This window comes from Zhongshania borealis (assembly GCF_039539625.1).
In the GTDB taxonomy this organism is placed as follows: Bacteria; Pseudomonadota; Gammaproteobacteria; order Pseudomonadales; family Spongiibacteraceae; genus Spongiibacter; species Spongiibacter borealis.
Genome location: NZ_BAABDM010000004.1, coordinates 1 through 19,199, shown reverse-complemented (window position 1 = coordinate 19,199; position 19,199 = coordinate 1). Strand labels below are relative to the sequence as shown.

The following is a 19,199-nucleotide window of genomic DNA, read 5'->3' as shown; positions in this document are numbered from 1 at the left end:
AGCGCTTACTCACTAATTTCAATCGTCGACAATGACGCATCGGCAACAACAGCTGCTTCGCAGAAGCGCCCCGCCACCCACTCCTTGCGCGAGTACATTTGAGTTTGATCGGCAAAATACGGTGATTCGCTATTGGCCGACTGAGAGTAAGTCAAAATAGTTTGCGTGTCTGGGCAGTCATCGTTATCAAAAGAGACTACCTGCACAAAGCTCGCGCCGTGAACCACGTCGTTATAGCCTTCCTCTGAATTACTCCAGGTACTGCTCATAGCATTGAATAAGCCGTAGCTGCCCGGACCGCCATGAATTGGGATTTTCACCTCACCGCGCGACTCCGTAACATATTGGCGCAAGCTTGCATCCAAGGGGATATTATTACCTTGTAAATCACTGATCGCCGACGCCAGTGCGTACTGCACATGCGGGTTTGCGATATTCAATCCGCTAGGCGTGTTTACTGGATCGTTAACGTCAAAAGGCGTTGTCCAAACGTCTGCAAACCCGAAGCTACTCGCAGCAGTACCCGTAGGCACATCGCTAATAAACAGATTGGCAACAAAGCGCCTAAATAATAGCGCGCCGGGCGCATCGAGATCGTCACGACGCGTCCAATTCGCCAGGACAGCACAGGCTTCAGTAGTTTGTACCGGGCCTCCAGCACCAATCATACCGGGCGTCACCGCACACAACTGCAGTAAATCATCCAGCCACAATTCCGCCGCCATATGACGATTATTAAAAAGCAGTTCTTGCAACTGCTGGCGGCTGAACTTCGCTCCCGACAAGCCGTCACTGCCGTCGATCCGCTGTTTTGTCATCAATAAACCAATCCGAGTTCGCATCCGGCGCTCAGTGCGTTCGTCACCAATGATGCGAAAGAAACCTTCTAGTGGCTCATCTGGGTTCGCCAACCAATAGCTGTCATTTGAGTTTGTGACATAATCACGGCGAATTAGCGACGGCATATTGTCGGGGCCAATAATACCGGGCTGCACCGCATCTGCGTCATCGTCCCAGGCACAGGCCGCGCGGGAGCCGTCAAGCACCGGCAGGCCCAAGGTATTCGCCGTCACCAAACCTAGCGGTGAAGCGCACTCCAGCGCTTTTTCATTGGACACATTTGGCGTCACTGAAATATCGGCATACAAGGCTTCACCACTGCTGTCAGCAGCAATCGTATTGACCCAAGGAATGCCTTGATTGCGCTCCATAATCGCCAACAATTCCCGAACACTTTGGGCGCGATTGGTTTCAACAAAATGGTTTAAGTAGCGAAAATTAAGTGCATTGGCGTCGCCCAGCGCAAACGCCACTGCGGGTGTCCACGGGAATACGGGCAAACCCAATATCTCGTTTAACATTGGGCCCCAGCGTGTTGAATAAAGTGTGCGGGATGCCAAGGAGCCGTCAGGCAATTCAACATTTAAGGGTTGAGCGACCATCGCCTCGGGCTGGCCATCCACCAAATACGAGGTCGGATCACCCGGCACTAGAGTCAACTGATAGGGCGTGAAGCGCCATGCCGACGAGACCGTGTGGCTCCACGCCATATTCTCGGTATGGCCAATGAGTATCATCGGCACCCCAAACAAGGCCGAGCCAGTGGTATCCAAAGTGCCCGGAATGGTCATATGAGCCTGGTGGAAACGCTCTGCACCATCCCACGGGAAATGGGGATTACCCAGCAGCATACCCTTACCATTTGCAGTCGCCTCAGAGCCGAGCGCAATGGCGTTACTGCCAATCTGAATGCCCTCCCACGCTTGACCCAGCTGCTCGGCAATCAAGGCTGGGCTAGCCATACTTGCAGTCAATGAGTCTGGCCCCGGCGGTTGCGCGCTGCCAATACCGTCTATGGCCACCGCTGAGCTGCCTAGTAGCGCGAGCTGATAGAAGCGACGATAAACGTCTAGTTCGGTAATCGGCCTTACCCACTCTGCGCCACGGCACGCCGGATCTGGTAAATTTGCTACACCAACATCTCGCAGATAACGGTTATAACCGGCAACATAGCCCTTTACCAAGTCCCTCGCCTCGGGCAGTGGCCCCAGTGGCGGCGCCTGCGCCATTAGCTTCTCGACCCGCTGTTCGGCATTAATTAGCTTAAAAAAGAAATCTGAATTTAAATTGTTATTGGTAGTGCCATTGCCGACCATATCCCAGCTGGCATCGGGGCCGAAATATTTAGAGCGTTCGCCCGATACCGTTACATAGACATCGGCAATTGTGCAGATATTGTCCTCAGCAAAGGCATAGCTATAGCCGTAGCCAATACCGGTATAGTCGCTGGCGGTAACGTGCACCATACCGAGCTCGCCGCGCCGTATTGTTGCCTGGTAAACACTACCATCAGAGATTGTATCCGGCGCGGCAGACGACGTTGAACTGCTTCCGCCACACGCCGACAAGAATAGGCCCGCGGCAACAATGTATACACTGCGATTTATCATTTGAACATCCATCTAATTTTTTTAAGGCTGCGACGGATACATTATTTGTTCGACTTGGCCGCCCTTGAGTTTGCTACAACACTCAAGAGTCACGTCGTCGCCACAGTATGAGCGCTAAAATCAGTCGCGGAATCTATTATTAAAAATGATTTACGCTCATCAGCTCAATACACATGCGTTAGTGTACCGGCAAGATGAGGCCCGCAATTGCACATGATAACGATAAAGTAACCTAATACCAAGAATCGAATCGAATCGACATTCAGCCTGAGACTTTCCGTTGGCCGATAGGAAAAATCAATGTATTCACTTTCAAGTTCATGAGTTAAGCCCCATTAATCTACCCCATACGCTTAGCCGCGACTTACAACAGTTTCACAAGCGCTCAATTAGAAGCTCTCTGCGCACGATGCATCTATGTAGGCGCAGAGTAACCCCTAGCGTAAAATTGTCAGGATTGACTGGGGTGTTGGTATTAACACATGCCGAAAGCAGACATAAAACCGGCGGCACCGAGCGGCACCGAGCGGCACCGCCCTGAAGATTAGACCAATTCGATGGCAAGCGCAGTGGCTTCACCGCCACCAATACACAGGCTGGCAATGCCTCGTTTCAAACCGCGATTACGTAGTGCATGAATTAAGGTAACAACAATACGCGCGCCGGAGCAGCCCAGCGGGTGGCCTAAGGCGCAGGCGCCGCCATTTACATTAATTTTATCTAAGGGCACGCCCAATAATTTATGGGGCAACAGGGCAACCATGGCAAAGGCCTCGTTCAACTCAAACAAGTCGACATCCGCGACACTCCAACCGATGCTCTTCATCAATTTTTCAACGGCATACACCGGTGCAATGGGGAATTGCTCCGGGGCGCCGGCGTGACGTGAATAGGCAACAATTTTTGCCATTGGCTCGGCGTCTAAGCCAGTGCCAATGAGCAGCGCCGCGGCACCGTCAGAAATTGAGCTCGCATTAGCGGCAGTGATCACGCCTTCTTTAGAGAAAGCCGGACGCAGCTGGCGAATTTTATCTGGGCGAGCATTACCGGGTTGTTCGTCATCGGCCTGACCGTCGTGCGCCGCTATTTCGTTGACAAAAGCACCCGACTTTTGCGCTGCGAGCGCGCGCTCTAAAGACAACAACGCATAGTCATCTAGCTCTTCTCGACTAAAACTGTGTTCAGCGGCTACCTGTTCAGCAACCAACCCCATAAGCTTGCCAGAGTAGGCGTCTTCAAGACCGTCGACAAACATGGCGTCGCGAAGCTGGCCGTGACCTAGGCGATAACCTTGCCGAGCGCGATCCATAAGGTAAGGCGCCAAACTCATACTCTCCATACCGCCGGCGATCACCAGCTTGCTACTACCCGCCTTGATTTGATCCATACCGCTCATAATGGCCTGCATGCCGGAACCACAAACCTTGCTTACCGTGACACTGGGAGTCGCTTCACTCAAACCGGCTTTTAGCGCAGCTTGACGGGCCGGGGCTTGACCAATTCCTGCCGATATAACGTTGCCCATGAGCACTTCATCAATTCGCTCCGCGACATCAAAGCCTTCGCAGGCCGCTTTAATGGCCGTGGCACCCAATTCTGGCGCGCTCGATTTCACAAACTGGCCGTTTAAGCCGCCCAGCGCTGTCCGTTTAGCTGAATAGATAAATGTCATGACTACGTCCTGTCTCTTGGATTTAATAAATTTGGCTAGCGATAATTTAGTGGTCAATATCGAGTAATCTTATTCCCATCATCTCTCGAGTCTCGCCCAAGCGGAGGAATATAGTTACTGTAGGAGGCAATAATACCATAGGACCGACAGAGGAAGAGAGTGGTGGCCATGGCGCCGAAATAGCCCGGGGCAGGTTCATTACGAACCATGACCCAGCAAGAATAAGCCGGTGGCCTGCAGGATCGCGCCTGCCGCCGCCGACACAGGATCAATACAGCTATAAGTCTGCAGAGCGCCGCAATAACAAATAATACATGTGCGCCGAATCGATAAAGCTTTCGATGGACACGCGCTCATTTGTTCCGTGCATACCCGCCAGCTCATCAGGTCCCACTTCTAGGCCAAGAAAGCGATAACTGGCATTGCTAATCGCCTCATAATGGCGGGCGTCGGTTGCACCAACCACTAAGCGTGGGGCAACGAGTGTATCTGGACGCAGCTGCCGAATAATCTGACTAAGTACACTAAACCCCGGCGAATCAAGCGACGCAACTTTAGAGGGGTTATTTGAAAAATCACTGTATAAGGATACCGAGACCAGAGGGTCATCGATAACATCACGTACGCGCTGGAGCACAGACTCCACCGTGTCGCCGGGTAATATTCTGAAATTAACCACGGCCTCGGCGCTCTGTGGCAGCACATTGTCTTTCTCTCCGGCACTCATCATGGTCGCCGCCGTAGTGGTGCGAATTGCCGCATCCGTCGTTGGCATCGCCGCCAACATCTTCTCTGCTAAGGGACCGAATAACCACAAATTTGCAAAGACCACTCTTTGTACAAAGGGCGCGGCTGAACCTAAGCCCATAATGGTGTCTTTTGTAAAACTGAGGTCTGCCGGAAAGGGGTTATTTTCTAGGCGATTAATCGCCCGTGCGACCAAGCCCAAGGCCGTATGCCTAGGTGGCATCGAAGCGTGCCCGCCTATGCCCTGGGCGCTAATTTTTAAACTGGTATAACCTTTTTCTGCCGGTCCAATAAGCGCTACCCGACCGTCCACGCCCGGTACCAAGCCCTTGGTAACAAAGCCGCCTTCGTCCAATAAAAAATCCAAGCGCACACCGCGATCAGCCAGCGCCTTAGCCATTGCCTTAGCGCCGTCACCGCCGTCTTCTTCGTCGTGACCAAAACCAAAATAAATTGAGCGCTCCGGCACAAAGCCTTCGGCCAATAAGCGCTCAGCGGCTTCTAACAAACTGATTAAACTGCCCTTGTCGTCAAGCGCGCCGCGACCCCAAATATAACCGTCGGCAACAACCCCAGCAAAAGGTGGGTGGCTCCATTCACTTTCACTTCCGGCTAATACCGGCACCACATCTTGATGCGCTAGAAACATCACCGGCAACTGCTTACCACTGCCCTGCCAATGCAGCAGCAACGACTGACCAGCAAGGACCTCGACCTCTAACTGCGAAAAAACAAGGGGATAACGCTGCCTTAAAAAGGCATGAAAAGCAGCAAATGCCTCAGTGTCGACGGCGATATGCTTTCCTCGCGAAATAGTCGGTATTTGCAGCGCGGCACTTATACTTTCAAGCGCGCGCGCCTCATCCCAGTCGATACTGGCCACCGATTCAGCCTGCGGCAAATCGCCCCCAAATTGTATGCCCCGCACGACTAATACCGCGCACAATAGCAATACTAGCAGCAGCATCCAGCCCAATAGCTTTTTCATACCGTATTCCCTTACTTAAATTGATAGCTCACTTCAACACCAAGGTGACGCGGTGCGCCCGGCACACGATTGGCCACGCCAATGACACTCGTCACCGCAATACCACCAACAAAATACGGCGTGTCTTTTAGGTTATTGATATAAGCACTGATATTAAGCTGTTCACTAACATCCCACATCAAGCGGGCATTGTAGGTTTCGTACTGATCAATAAACGAACTTTCGTAATTTCCGCTAAGATAGTCTGTGCCAATAAATATTTCGTCGGAATAGTAGTACTGCAGGCTTGGCACCAATAAACCGAACTCGGTCGGCCAGTCATACTGCACGACCATGCCGCGAACATTCTGCGGAACTTGAGGGAAAGCTTCATCGCTGCGGTCAACGATCGCGAAACCATCGGCCGTATTGGTTCCCAAATCGTATTCAATAAAATCACCGTCGGTGTAGCCGGCATTGGCATTCACCGTCCAGTTACCCAACAATGCCGTTAACTCAACTTCAAAACCGTCGACCACGGCTTTACCCGCATTGCCGGTAAACTGCACCACCTCGGTATTGGTATTACCGCGCTCGTAGAGTGCTACTTGCAGATCGGTATAGTCCAGCTGGTAGACCGCCATATTGAATCGCAGACGTTGATCAAGGGCATCAATTTTCACCCCAAGTTCAGTATTACGCACTTGCTCTGGTTCAAATTGCTGGATATTTGAGCCAGTTTGGGTCGAACGCACATCGAGACCACCCGATTTAAAACCGTCACTCACCGTAACATAGGCAATTAGACTGTCCAGGTTTAAACGATTGGCAAACTCATCCGGTGCGATCATATTAACGGTGAATAACGGCGTAAATTCCGAGAATGTCGTGCTGCCAGAAATCGATGGTAAGAAGACTAAAGGCACTTCGGGCGCTTGATAAGCCAAATACTGTGCACGGCTGACCGGGCTATAAATGCCGTCCATAAGGTGAACAACCGGCGCAAGAATGGCCAGATCACTACCAATCTGTGCATTGAGGCGATTCGCGTATTCATCGTAATCTGGCACGACCATGGTGTGCACACTACTGCGCTCTTCCTCGGTATAGCGCAACCCCAAGGTAAGCTGTAGCCAGTCGTTGGCGTCCCACGTCGCCTGGGCAAAAACGGCCTTAGTTTCATTTTCATAATCAGCTACCGAGGCGGTATTTGCCTGCACGGGTAGCAATAAATCCGAGGGCACTGGTACCGGTAAATCAGCGACCGCACTGCCAGGAATACCCACCAAGCCATTATCGCCAACGTCGGTGCCATCCAATGTGTTCGTCAATTCTTCCCGCGCGTAAAACACCCCAAAGGTAAGATTTAAAGCGTCGTCAAACAAGCTGCCATTGAACTTCAATTCTTGAGTAAATTGATTACGTTCAGCTTCCGGCGCGGTCATTCCACCGCCCTCAAACACGATGATTCCAGCGTTAGCACCAACACCTACACTGCGCACCGCGGTGCCGTCGGAGTCGCCACTGATGCGAATATTATCTTGGAAAGCAAAACTACTGATGCTTTCAAGATCAAAGCCAAAAACCGGTAAGCGTAGAGTTAGCGCATGCATTTGATTGTCGATGGCGTAGACCGCATCATCGTCGTTCTGACTTACCGCAAACTGATCTGCCAGCGCGGTACTCGCATCACATGCAGACTGTAAATTCTCGCCACCGTCGCCCCGGTATACACCCTGAGTCAATATAGCGCCGCTGTTCTGGAACTGACAGTTATAGGGCGTGCCCCGCTCGTCTATACGGCTAAAAAAACTAAAAAAGTCGACCTCAAGACTATCGTTAACATCCCAAATAGTGCGCTGTGAAAATGCAAGCCGGTCTTCGTCAAATAAGTTGTGGCTCGAGCTTACATTATCAATATAGCCGTCGCTGCGCTTAGAGCTCAGGGCCAAGCGCGTGCTTATCGCATCGCCCGCCCATGGCACATTGGCGTTCAATTTAGCGTCTTTACGGCCATAGCTACCAAGGGAAAACCGCCCCGATAATTCCAGCGCGTCGATATGCGGTCGTTTAGAATCCACCAGCAGCGCGCCGCCAATATTATTCTTGCCGAACAGCGTTCCCTGTGGCCCGCGCAGCACTTGGATATTGGCGACATCCACGGCATCGAGAAGCTGGGCATCAGAGCGCGGTACATAAACGCCATTTAAATAAATACCCACGCCGGGATCCAACACCGGGTTCCCCGAGCGCTGACCAATGCCCCGAATAAAGATAGCGGGCGCTTTATAATTAGTTTGTGAAAACTGCAAGCTAGGGCTTAGTGTTTCGACATCGGCAATGGAGTTAACACCCATGGCGTCCAAATAATCTGAGCCTAGGGCAGTGACTGCCAATGGCGTTTCTTGCAGGCTCTCTTCGCGGCGCCGGGCCGTGACAACGACTTCTTCGAGCACGCCTTTTACGCGGGGCGCCCCCTGAGGCTCGGCGTGCAGTACCGGGGATCCAAGCAGCAATGGCGATAACGCCGATAAACCCAGCAAGCAACGCTGTATAGACAGTGACATGGAAAGTCCCTCTACGGAATTATTATTAGCAGGGCTTATCCTAGCGTGTTACGAAGAATTAACCAATGTTCTCATGGATTACATTCGAACTCTAAAGGCAACTGCGCCCAATTCGGAAGTACATCGCTCGATTAAGAAAACAGCAGCGGGTGGCTCAGGGGCTCGTCGGTTTGCAACGCAAAATCATGTTCTTCGTCCTCAGGGTAGAGGGTGATAATGCTAAGCTGCGGCTGGGAGGCAAACGCGCTAGGCCCCAATGCGCCGGCCATGGTGCCAACACTGAAGAATCGTTTTAACTCTCCTGCAATATTAATTTGCACTCTAAAACTGGCCATCGGTTCGGTATGCGCGGCGCGCTGACGCCAATCTGCTGGCACACAAGGATAGGATTGCAAGCGTGTTAAAGCCCTATCAGCGCCTTCATCACCAGTAAGCAACGCAGACTGCTGAATCGACATTAAAATAGCCGAGAGCGTATCCGCCCAATTACCAACGGCGCTCTCGCCGCCACCTTGCGCAAAGATAAAGTCGTAAAAATTGCTCGCCGATGCTAATTCCCTAGAGTCGACAAGGTCTCCATAAAACTTTACCCAGCCACGATTAACCATAAGAATATTAACAGAGCCGTCTACCACCGCCGCCGGATAGGGGTCAAGTGTACGTAGGTGCATTGTCATTGCTTTGCGCAACCACTTCATTTCAGGCGCGTTAAAGTCAACACGCTGCTCGTTGGGCGCAAAGCCCGCCGCGATTAGCAGGTGATTTAAATCGCGTTTACCCAAGTTTAGTACCCGAGCAATATCCAGCACCAAGTTTTCGCTCGCCCGACTACTGCCGTTTTCCAATCTACTGATATGGCGCGGCGAACTGCCTAAGCGCCCTGCCAACTCTTCTTGACTGACACTGTGTACGCCGCGCCAAAATTTTAAGAATCGGCCAAAGACTGATTTTGTACTCTTACTCTGCATTTAAAATCATGCCCGCGTTTTGACCCATAAATTCGTGTATTAAAATGACCAAGAATAGAGATAGTTCCAGTTGAGTATTTTAGCAGTTGGAACCGCTTACCTTGATACCCCAACCTCTGCGCAGCGCCGCAGTTTAACCACCATTGCACCCCCGCGTTACGAAGCCACCGAAAAAACGGGCGGCGCACTGCCGAGTCCACAGGATTAATAGGCGCCAATCAGCAGGGAAACGATATAGGAGCTACGAGTCTACAATAACACCTCAGCGCCGCCGCCCCATAATGACTAGCCCGTGACCATAGCCAAAATGCCCGAAATTAGTCAATATTACGATTGCGGCGTTAGTGAACGTCGTATAATCACAATCGCGATTTCAAAAATCAATAATTGCCGCAACCCCATACTACGGAGCTATGCATGAATTTTCGGGCAATCCTTTTTATCCTTATTTCCGCCGGCGCGCTAGCACTGCTTTTCATCGTACTGAAGCCTACCCCACAACCGTCGATCGTTCAGGGCATTTCGGCAGAGAACGATGCAGCAAACACAGAATCACTCCCCGCAAATAAGCCAATAGCCATTGAGCTAATTATTGAGAGCGGCGTACTGACCTCTGGGCCCAAGCGTATTCAACTTAGCCAAGGCAGCGAAATCATAATCACCGTAACCTCCGACCAACGCGATGAACTCCATCTTCACGGCTACGACCACACATTACAGCTTATTCCCGGCGAACCCGCTAAATTGCTCTTTACCGCAAGCCACTCAGGCCGCTTTGGCTTAGAGCTACACCATGCCCATGGCGAGCTGGCAGTACTGGAAGTTAGCCCACGACCCTAGGCCTTGACCAAGCGATGTCACGAACCAAGCCGGCCTCGAACAAATCGAGGCTATAATCATCGGTGCTCCGGCACTCATGCTTTCATCGAAGGCAACAATCACCGCCACGCCGAAAACAGACCGTAGATTGCTTGCTTTGCGAACGAGATTCTAGGAAATTTCGCATAACACCAGAGCTTATTTCATTCCTACGTTAACAGCGCGGTACTTGTGTCGAAATAGCAACACTATCGCCACAAAGCCTACACATAAGGAAGCCGACACAAACAACTCATTCAGCACAGGCGAAAAGATAAACACGAAGCTTTTCCCCTTGATTAAAGCCGAAAAACTTGAAACGCCGAATGGCATCATAAACAAACGGAAATTCTGCCAGAATCCACCACCAGCGCTCACGCTAAGCATGAGTGCAAAGCCAATAATGGCGCTAATGCCCAAAGCATTTATCCAGATTTGCGGTGCCGGATCAAAATGGAAATACACCGTAGTTAAATACCAAATCAAATAACACCACAATACTATTTTACCGCTCTGCATTGTGGCTAAATATTGTGCTATTGCTCTCATACCATAGGCCCGTCGGCTGCTTACTTGCTAAGCACTTCTAGTTCGAGGAATTTATCTGCAGAAAGCGAATTACTCACAATACATATTGCCTCCGCCTTACGCAGCAACGTTTCAGCCTTTGACTTGCTGACTGGATCTGCAACAACCAATCTGACCTTATTAGTCATTTTGGTAAACACCATACTCCGCTCGACTTTATCCAACTCACCGCTACTACTACACTCAATTGATACCCAGTCCAACTTAGCGATACCCGCGACCGTACGAAAAGACAGCACAAAGCAATTTGCGGCTGCAGCCATCAAGAGCTCTTCTGGAGACCATTGATCGCCAGGGCCATCAAACTGCACAGGGGCATTCACTTTAATTTCTGGCAAATGATCGGCGAATGCACGAAGTGAGCCTTCAGGACTTGCTGCTACACTGACTGAATAAAGATGTGGTAATTGATTCATGGCTTTTCCTCATTATCGCGGTATTTAACTGAACACCGTGTTAAATTACTCTTGTAGCGCGGAATAATAAACAGATGTGAAATATGTTCATGCGAATAAAACACCCTAAACCTGCCATTGCATTTGCCATTATAAGCAGCGGCCTATTAATCCTGAGCACCGGCTGTGCAAACACCCAGGCAACAAACAGCGTGCAAATAATTCCGCCTTCAGCTCAAGCTGTTAAGGCTCTGTTAGATAGCGGCGGTGCGGAAGCGAGATTCGAATTCTCACCAGAAGAAAATATACTCGCTATAGATCCTGATATGCGCTATTTCGTTCAAGAGAACGTACCCGCGGCCCTGAGTCCTAGAGCGCGACTGAGCTACTTATTAGACAGCCTAATAAGACCATCTCAACTAGGCTTAACATACGATCCCGGTATTACCCTTAACGCAACTGAGACGTTTTATGCCCGCAAAGGCAATTGCCTGTCACTCAGTTCGCTATTTATTGCACTGGCGCGAGAAGCCAATTTAGACGCTTACTACAATGAAGTAAGTATTCCACCTAGCTGGGATATGATCAGCGACAATAGCATGGTGTTTTATAAACACATAAACATTGTGGTCGACTTTGGTAACGATGGCCAAGAAGTTGTCGACCTCAGTGTTGATAACTACGAGTATCACCATCAACAGCATCGCCTTAGTGAACAGGAGGCAGCTGCCCAACACTACAATAATCGTGGCGCTGAATTCCTCAATCAAGGAAAAACCGATCAAGCCATGCGTTATTTCCGCAGGGCACTCTACCTGGACCCACAAGCTGGCCATATTTGGGGGAATTTAGGGACGCTTTTTCGTCGCTTAGGACAACAAGAAAACGCTGAACTTGCCTACCGCCAAGCTTTACACCTGAACAAAAATGACCAGGTTGCTATTAGTAATTTAAGCCGTTTATATAGCGAGATGGGGAACTCTGAGCAAGCCCGCCTACTCAAAAAAGCTGCCGATAGTTTTAGGAAGAAAAACCCCTTCTGGCATTACAGTAAAGCTAAGGCAGAATTTGAACAAGGTGATTTTTCAAATTCCTTAAAATCGATAAATCAAGCAATCTCACTCGATCGGAATGAATATCGCTTTTATCAATTCTCTGCGCTGGTTTTACATCGCCTTGGCGACGATAACCGAGCGAGAAAACAAGCGATAAAGGCAGCTAGATTAAAACTCAATGCGGATTAAAGCGCAAAAAAAAGGCGCCCGAAGGCGCCTAGAAGTAGCTAAGCTAAACTTAAAATTGATATTGAACACTAGCACTAAATGACTGACCAACCTCTTCGGAATACGTCACAACGTTATCGCGTTCTATTTCCAGACTTTCATCAAGAATATTTTTCAATTTCAATTTAACGATAATCGCTTCAGTTGGGTAATAAGAATAGGTCGCGTCAAGTGAGTTAAATGGCTGTTCGTAAGCGTCAGGTTCACCGTTACGACCAGCGAAGTAAAGACGCTCGCCAAACACGTTATACGACAAGGTCGCAGAGTGTTGCTCATTTGGCGCATCGTAGCCTAGGATCAGGTTTGCAGAATACTTTGAAGCACCTACTAAATCACGTGTCGGATTCGTTGGAGCGTCGGCCTTTGAGCCGGCAACCAGCTCTGTATCCAGCATGGTTACGTTACCCTGCAAGAAGAACGGCATTAGTTGAGTAGAGAGATCGCCAAGATCTTTCATAAACTCAAATTCAACACCGGTGATCGTTGCGCTTTCTGCATTGATAATTTCAACAGCAGTATTAGTGTCGCCTGCAGCCGCCTGAAATTGTTCAATGGGATCGGTAATATCTTTATAGAACAACGAAGCAGTTAAATTATCACCATTGCTGAAAAACCATTCCGCACGAAGATCGTAGTTTTTAAACTGTGCAGGAGTTACATCAGGGTTACCAAAAACCAGGGCACCTGTAATCGGGTCAAAGTAACTGGCTTTGGATATCTCACGCAAATCGGGCCTAACGGTTGTCTCGCTATAACCGAATCTAAGCTGGAAATCCTCTGCAAAGAAACCCGGCCGCATATATGTTGCCGCCAATGATTTAAAGGTATCATCATTGGTGAACACCGCGTCTTGTAACTCTTGAGCAATAGCCTCTTGACCACCAGATTCCGAGGTCACAACTGGGATACCCGTGAAATCGAGGGGATCCCAAGTCAGGCCTACTTGTTGATAATCTTCATAACGCAAGCCAGCCACAACGCGCCAAGTGTCCTGCCAAGTAACATCAAATTTACCGTAGTAAGCATCAACCTTGTTAGCCGCGATATAGCTCTCTGAGTTACTACCCGCTAGCGCTATTTGATAACCTAAGCTGTCATCTAAAATATTTTGATCGCTGTATACGGTACCCAAGGAGCCAGTTAAAGCATCATTGGACGCATCAACACTGCCAAGGCCGAACTGTATTTGCCGGTATGTGCGCGCTTTTTGCCAATATTCACCACCACCGGATACCTCAAAGGCCCAATCACGTGTTGTGACAGGCATTTTTAATTCCCAGCCATAGCTATCTACTTTATCGTCCAGCTCCGTAAACCGATAATCTGCAGCGGAGCTATCTCGAACCACTGTAGTTACCGCAGGTGGTCCAACTCTATAGTTTGTTTGCACAGAGATTTCGTTGGGGATGTCTGTGCTCGACTCACTGTCAGAATAAAACCAGTTGAATGCCAGCCCATCCAGAAACTCTAATGACTCACCACCAAATAAATCACGGCTCGCTTCGCCTAATTTATGTTCGCCACGGATTTGATGGATTTCAAGCTCTCGCTGCTCATAGCGAATTTTAAATACACGATCCGAATCAGAACCAACAGAAAAAGGTTTATCCAAATCGTATTGATCTGTTATTGATATTTTGTCGTCAGTGTTGCGTAAAAATAAGCTCGTGGTTTCAATATAATGATCTTCGTTTAAACGCAGGCCAAAGCCAAGGTTTGCGGTTAATGAGACATTTTGCGTGGTCTCATTTTTTACTTCTACCTCCTCCGACTCAGTAACTGAGCGGCTAGTACTCTTCTTACTACGCCATTGAGAGTCGTACGCTACACCGGCAAGAAATCCAAATTCAGTCTCTTCGTTATCACCAAGATAAAAACGATTCCCTAAATTCGCTTCTACTGAAGCATCAGGATCACCACTCTCTTCATATATATCAATATTACGATAAAGCTCAGTTGCAAGCTGACGGTTTACCGCTTCGGCATCAGCAATCGTTGCATTAGCATTAGTTTTGCGCATTTCGGTCAAGATATCATTGCGGTCTAAACTACCACCGTAAGTGCTTAGCGCTTTGGCAAGAGCAGATGACATGCTACGGGTTCCGTCATCCGTACCCCAGGCATCATCACCGCCGCCTTGGTAACTCAAAAAATCACCGTCGGATTCAGTGTTTAATCCTGTTCCGACTTCAATATTAAACACTAAGTCGGTTGGAATACCTTTGGTTCGAATATCAACACTACCACCACCAAAAGCGGCAGGCATGTTTGCTGAATGTACTTTCTGAACTGCGAGAGATTCCACAATTGAAGTTGGAAAAATATCTAGAGGAATGACACTGCGCGATAGATCTGGCGATGGCACCACTGCACCATTTAGCAGTGTGCTTGAATAACGCTCGCCAAGACCGCGAACAAACACATATTTATCATCCACCAAGGTGACACCGGGCACACGTCTCAGTGCTGCAGCAACGGTTGAGTCCCCAACTCGGCCAATAGCTTCCGAACTCAAAAAATCAATTGCAACTTCTTGCTCTAGTCGTTCAATTACAATATTTTCGGCGCTACTTTTAAGGCGTCCGACAACGACAACCTCTTCTATCGGCTTACTCAGAGCAAAGCCATCAGACCCCGCTTCTTGAGCCACCGCACTTATTGCAAGGCTAAGTGCACTAACTGTGAATGCGGGCAGCACACCTTTTTTAATTACATTCTTTTTCATGAGAAAAGACCCACGTGCATAAATTGATCGAGTTTGAACAGAAAGGGCGCCGTAAGGCGCCCTCTGTTTTACGGCTTAAGCTGAAACTGTAGTGTCGTTTAATCGAACCAAAGTGCCTGGCCGCGATTTGCGGGGTCAAATCCGTACGCCCAGCCAGCAGTCCAATCATCATCTTTCACTACAGCACCGAAGAACGCGCGACCGATAGGCGCTACTGTTGGTGCCGCACCACCAATTTTCATTTCCGAGACTGGTAAAGAGTAAAAGCTATCAAGGATATCTAAATTCGCATTGCTCGCAGCAGTAGGATCTTCACCCGCTTCCAAAGTAGCAAGCGTCTGGTTAGATTCATTTAAGAACTCTAATTCAGTTTTTCCGTTTGGCAGATCAGCACCTTTAGTTAAATCTGAACAGGCGATAATTGAGCTCTCAATAACGAGATCACCGTCAACAGCGGCTTGCAAACCTTCGTCACTTTCAATACGTACACAGTAGTTGTGATCGGTATCGTTTAACTTCACATCACCCTGATATGCAGTAGTAATCAGTGCATTTTGAATAATAGGGAAGTGTGCCTCACGAATACGCATGCCAGCGCCTGGATCATGAGTACCTAAACCCATCGCTTCGGCTGGACCATCGTTAGATGAAATAATGCAAGTCAGGTTTTTGATTGTCGCACGCGAGTTCAAGCCTCGAGCAACAAAATCATCAATCGTCGCTTGATCTTTACTGCTATAACTACCAATACCGTCTGATTCCACACAGTGGTTACCGTCAGTTTCAGATTGGATGACCAAAGCGTAGTCAACTGTGCCGCTGTAGCCTTCATCAATATCGATAGAATCATCACGAACATACATTGCAATATAGTGGCTAATATTTACCGCACCACCAAACATTTCAATTCCATCATCATAAGTTGAATAGGCTTGCAGGAAATCAACAGATGTTCCGGAACCTACGGCATCAAAAGAAATACCATTAAGTTCATTACCTTCTTCAACTTGGGCACCAGTGTGCTTAACGATGAAGTACTTCAGGCTACCGGAGTTATCCGCGTTGTTAGCACCGCCGTAATGGCTCTGACCGGCACCAGCCTTGCCTTCCGCTGCAACATGACATCCTGAGGCTGTTGTCGCCAAATCATTAGTCGCTGGACTACCGGTATATTCGCACTTATTAGTCAGACCAAAACCATTGATGATCATGCCGCCCCAAGCCTGAACTTCTTCAGCACCAACAGTATTGTCAACAGCGTCAGACACGGAAGTAATTGTAATCGGAGCGGAAGCGGTACCTTCAGCAAAAACCTGTGAACCGCGGTTGATTACCATGTAGTCATCTTGAGATTTGAAGGCCAGAATCGCACCGGCTTCAATTTGAATTTTTGAACCATCACCACCTTCTGTAATACCCGCATCAGCAAGATCTGTATCGTTGCTGTAGTTACGGCCAACTACCAAACTGTCGTTGAATATATGCACACCGTCGTTGGCTAAATCAACAAAAACCACTGTGCTGGATGGGCCAATATCAATTGGGTTAACCAAGCTCACAAATTCAGTGCCATATACGCAATTTACACCACTAGCTGTCCCCTGATAGGTGGTACCAGATTTGCTGTAACTTGCGCAGTTATTTGAAGTACCTGTATCACCACCGCTACCAGTAGTAGTGCTGTTATTTTGAGCGTTGATATTAATATCACCACCACCGCAGCCCGCCAGGACCATGGCAGCAGCTATCGTGCTTAATGCAAATATCTTTTTCATAAAACTATCTCCGGTACAGACTCTAAGGTTTTCTAGGATTTTAGTAATGAGGCGTATGTTAGGGAGATACCGTGACAGATATATGAAAGATGTATTTCAGTTATGTGACAAATTAGGAAGTTCGGTATTTGCAGTGAGTTAAAGAATTTCGCGCTTTCAGTTTCCTCATAATAATGATAAGCAATGCCACGAGAAAGAGGCATTCAGCGTCAACATTGAATATGTGACTGGCGGGCAGTACGATGTGGCACTGTTTGTAAATCGACACCAAAGGTAAAAGCTATGCAGCTTCGCAATCCCAAACTACTTAGAAGTGAATCCTATTTTGGTGGAGAATGGCATTCGGCTGCGGATGGTCGCACCTTCAGCGTTGGCAACCCCGCCACAGGCGAGGCTATTATTGACGTAGCCGACTTGAATAGTATCAATGCTGCCGAAGCGATTAAGGCCGCTCACCTTGCTCAAGCTGATTGGGCCGCACTGACGGTTAAAGAACGATCAGCATACCTCCGCCGATGGTTCGACCTTATTATGGCAAATCAAGATGATCTCGCCACAATCTTAACCACCGAGCAAGGTAAGCCGCTCGCTGAAGCAAAAGGCGAAATTGCCTATGGCGCAAATTACATAGAATGGTTTGCCGAAGAGGCCAAACGGGTTTACGGCGATATCATTGCGCCACCCAACAACACCCAGCGCCTATTCGTAATAAAACAAGCCATAGGTGTCGTCGCATCGATTACCCCTTGGAACTTCCCCAATGCTATGTTGGCCCGAAAGGCAGCGCCCGCGCTTGCAGCAGGCTGCACTTTTGTCGCCAAACCCGCCCAAGAGACCCCCTTATCCGCATTGGCCTTAGCGGTACTCGCCGAGGAAGCAGGCATTCCCGCCGGCGTGTTTAATGTTGTCTGCAGCAGCGACGCGCCGGCGATAGGCCACGTGCTGACAAGTAGCCCACTCGTCAGCAAGCTGAGTTTCACAGGCTCGACCCAAGTAGGTAAGGTCCTATTAGCGCAATGCGCAACAAGCGTAAAAAAAACTTCAATGGAGCTAGGCGGCAATGCACCCTTTATTGTATTTAACGATGCCAATCTAGAATTGGCCATTAAAGGTGTAATGAGTTCGAAATTCCGTAATGCGGGACAAACCTGTGTTTGTACAAATCGAATCTATGTACAACGCGATATCCATGATGTTTTTATTGAGAAATTGGTCTCCGCGATGGAAACACTTAATACCGGTAATGGCCGCGATGACGGCGTGAACATCGGCCCGTTGATAACGAATAAAGCCGCCGCCAAAGTCACCGAATTAGTAAATGACGCCCTAGAACACGGTGCAAAGTTAGAATACCTAGCCAAGATGGACATTACAGCTGGTGATAACACCCGTTTTTACCCGCCGACGTTGATAAGCGGTGTTAACAAGCATATGCAAATAAGCAAAGACGAGATATTCGGCCCTGTCGCTGCCGTATCGATTTTTGATACCGAGGAAGAAGTACTCGCTGCAGCTAACAACACTGAATTTGGACTCGCGTCCTATTTCTATACCAATGACATCAGTCGAGTATGGCGGTTTGGAGAAGCGCTCGAATACGGCATCGTCGGTATTAACGAAGGCCTAATTTCAAATGAGATGGCACCTTTCGGCGGTATAAAAGAGTCAGGTTTTGGTCGCGAAGGTTCTAAATACGGCATAGAAGACTATATGGAAATTAAATACATGTGTCTTGGTGGGATTTGATCTTTACCGGGAGACGTTTGCCGGGGGGACGGAAAACGCTAAAAAGCCCCAGCAGGTCCTCCTGCTGGGGCTTTTTAGTGGATATTGCGTGAGACGGGGAATCGGAGACTTGGTGTTGATTCTATTTTTTGCGTCTTCCATCTCCCGTCTAGCGTAGGGCTGCTGGGGGTAGCGCGGGCTATCTAAAAACTAAAACAAAACAGCCTGCAATTCTTTATTGTGCGTGGCGAGTGCTCTGGCTGTGACCTACGCAGGCCATCGCCTGGTGGAGCCCACTTCCAGTAACCCATAAAAAAACCCGAGACTCTATTGAATCTCGGGTTTTAAATTAAAGCCTGGCGATGACCTACTCTCGCATGGGGAAACCCCAAACTACCATCGGCGATGACACGTTTCACTTCTGAGTTCGGGATGGGATCAGGTGGTACCATGTCTCTATGGTCGCCAGGCAAACTGGC

Annotated in this window: 13 protein-coding genes and 1 rRNA gene; 4 read left to right on the top strand and 10 right to left on the bottom strand. The window is 49.0% G+C overall.

Going from position 1 to position 19,199, the window contains the following annotated elements; translation table 11 throughout:
- Positions 1-5: 5 nt before the first annotated feature.
- The 5 genes from ABD836_RS11455 to ABD836_RS11435 all read right to left on the bottom strand — a co-directional run bounded on the left by ABD836_RS11455 (position 6) and on the right by ABD836_RS11435 (position 9,371).
- Entirely contained in the window at positions 6-2,450 is a 2,445-nt protein-coding gene (locus tag ABD836_RS11455) for a penicillin acylase family protein (RefSeq protein ID WP_344935957.1), read from the bottom strand.
- Between the two features lie 544 nt (positions 2,451-2,994).
- Positions 2,995-4,122, bottom strand: coding sequence for a thiolase family protein (locus tag ABD836_RS11450; RefSeq protein ID WP_344935954.1), 1,128 nt, complete (start codon positions 4,120-4,122; stop codon positions 2,995-2,997).
- 277 nt (positions 4,123-4,399) lie between these two features.
- Positions 4,400-5,857 carry a M20 family peptidase gene (locus ABD836_RS11445; protein ID WP_344935952.1) on the bottom strand — a complete coding sequence of 486 codons (1,458 nt, stop codon included), beginning with the start codon at positions 5,855-5,857 and terminating at the stop codon, positions 4,400-4,402.
- Positions 5,858-5,868: 11 nt separating this feature from the next.
- Entirely contained in the window at positions 5,869-8,403 is a 2,535-nt protein-coding gene (locus ABD836_RS11440; RefSeq protein WP_344935951.1) for a TonB-dependent receptor, read from the bottom strand.
- A 131-nt stretch (positions 8,404-8,534) separates the two neighbouring features.
- The gene (locus ABD836_RS11435; RefSeq protein WP_344935949.1) at positions 8,535-9,371 is read right to left on the bottom strand and encodes a helix-turn-helix domain-containing protein; all 837 of its coding nucleotides are present in this window, start codon (positions 9,369-9,371) and stop codon (positions 8,535-8,537) included.
- Between the two features lie 70 nt (positions 9,372-9,441).
- On the opposite strand from ABD836_RS11435, the gene ABD836_RS11430 reads away from it, so the two are divergent.
- Together ABD836_RS11430 and ABD836_RS11425 are read left to right on the top strand one after the other, a co-directional pair.
- On the top strand, positions 9,442-9,579 hold the full coding sequence (locus tag ABD836_RS11430) for a hypothetical protein (protein WP_344935946.1): 138 nt from the start codon (positions 9,442-9,444) through the stop codon (positions 9,577-9,579).
- 209 nt (positions 9,580-9,788) lie between these two features.
- Positions 9,789-10,211 carry a cupredoxin domain-containing protein gene (locus ABD836_RS11425; RefSeq protein ID WP_344935943.1) on the top strand — a complete coding sequence of 141 codons (423 nt, stop codon included), beginning with the start codon at positions 9,789-9,791 and terminating at the stop codon, positions 10,209-10,211.
- 177 nt (positions 10,212-10,388) lie between these two features.
- On the opposite strand, the gene ABD836_RS11420 is transcribed toward ABD836_RS11425, so the two are convergent.
- Together ABD836_RS11420 and ABD836_RS11415 are read right to left on the bottom strand one after the other, a co-directional pair.
- Positions 10,389-10,778, bottom strand: coding sequence for a hypothetical protein (locus tag ABD836_RS11420; RefSeq protein WP_344935941.1), 390 nt, complete (start codon positions 10,776-10,778; stop codon positions 10,389-10,391).
- Between the two features lie 20 nt (positions 10,779-10,798).
- Positions 10,799-11,233 (bottom strand): OsmC family protein, encoded by a 435-nt coding sequence (locus tag ABD836_RS11415; RefSeq protein ID WP_344935938.1) that lies wholly within the window; start codon positions 11,231-11,233, stop codon positions 10,799-10,801.
- A gap of 83 nt (positions 11,234-11,316) precedes the next feature.
- On the opposite strand from ABD836_RS11415, the gene ABD836_RS11410 reads away from it, so the two are divergent.
- The gene (locus ABD836_RS11410; RefSeq protein ID WP_344935936.1) at positions 11,317-12,456 is read left to right on the top strand and encodes a tetratricopeptide repeat protein; all 1,140 of its coding nucleotides are present in this window, start codon (positions 11,317-11,319) and stop codon (positions 12,454-12,456) included.
- A 49-nt stretch (positions 12,457-12,505) separates the two neighbouring features.
- On the opposite strand, the gene ABD836_RS11405 is transcribed toward ABD836_RS11410, so the two are convergent.
- Entirely contained in the window at positions 12,506-15,220 is a 2,715-nt protein-coding gene (locus tag ABD836_RS11405) for a TonB-dependent receptor domain-containing protein (RefSeq protein ID WP_344935935.1), read from the bottom strand.
- Positions 15,221-15,318: 98 nt separating this feature from the next.
- Entirely contained in the window at positions 15,319-16,995 is a 1,677-nt protein-coding gene (locus tag ABD836_RS11400; RefSeq protein ID WP_344935933.1) for a serine/threonine protein kinase, read from the bottom strand.
- A 282-nt stretch (positions 16,996-17,277) separates the two neighbouring features.
- Here ABD836_RS11400 and ABD836_RS11395 point away from each other — a divergent pair, with 282 nt between their 5' ends.
- A complete protein-coding gene (locus tag ABD836_RS11395; protein ID WP_344935931.1) occupies positions 17,278-18,741 on the top strand; it encodes an NAD-dependent succinate-semialdehyde dehydrogenase in 1,464 nt (487 codons plus the stop codon).
- Positions 18,742-19,074: 333 nt separating this feature from the next.
- Here ABD836_RS11395 and rrf read toward each other — a convergent pair.
- A 5S ribosomal RNA gene (gene rrf / locus ABD836_RS11390) occupies positions 19,075-19,190 on the bottom strand.
- Between the last annotated feature and the right edge of the window lie 9 nt (positions 19,191-19,199).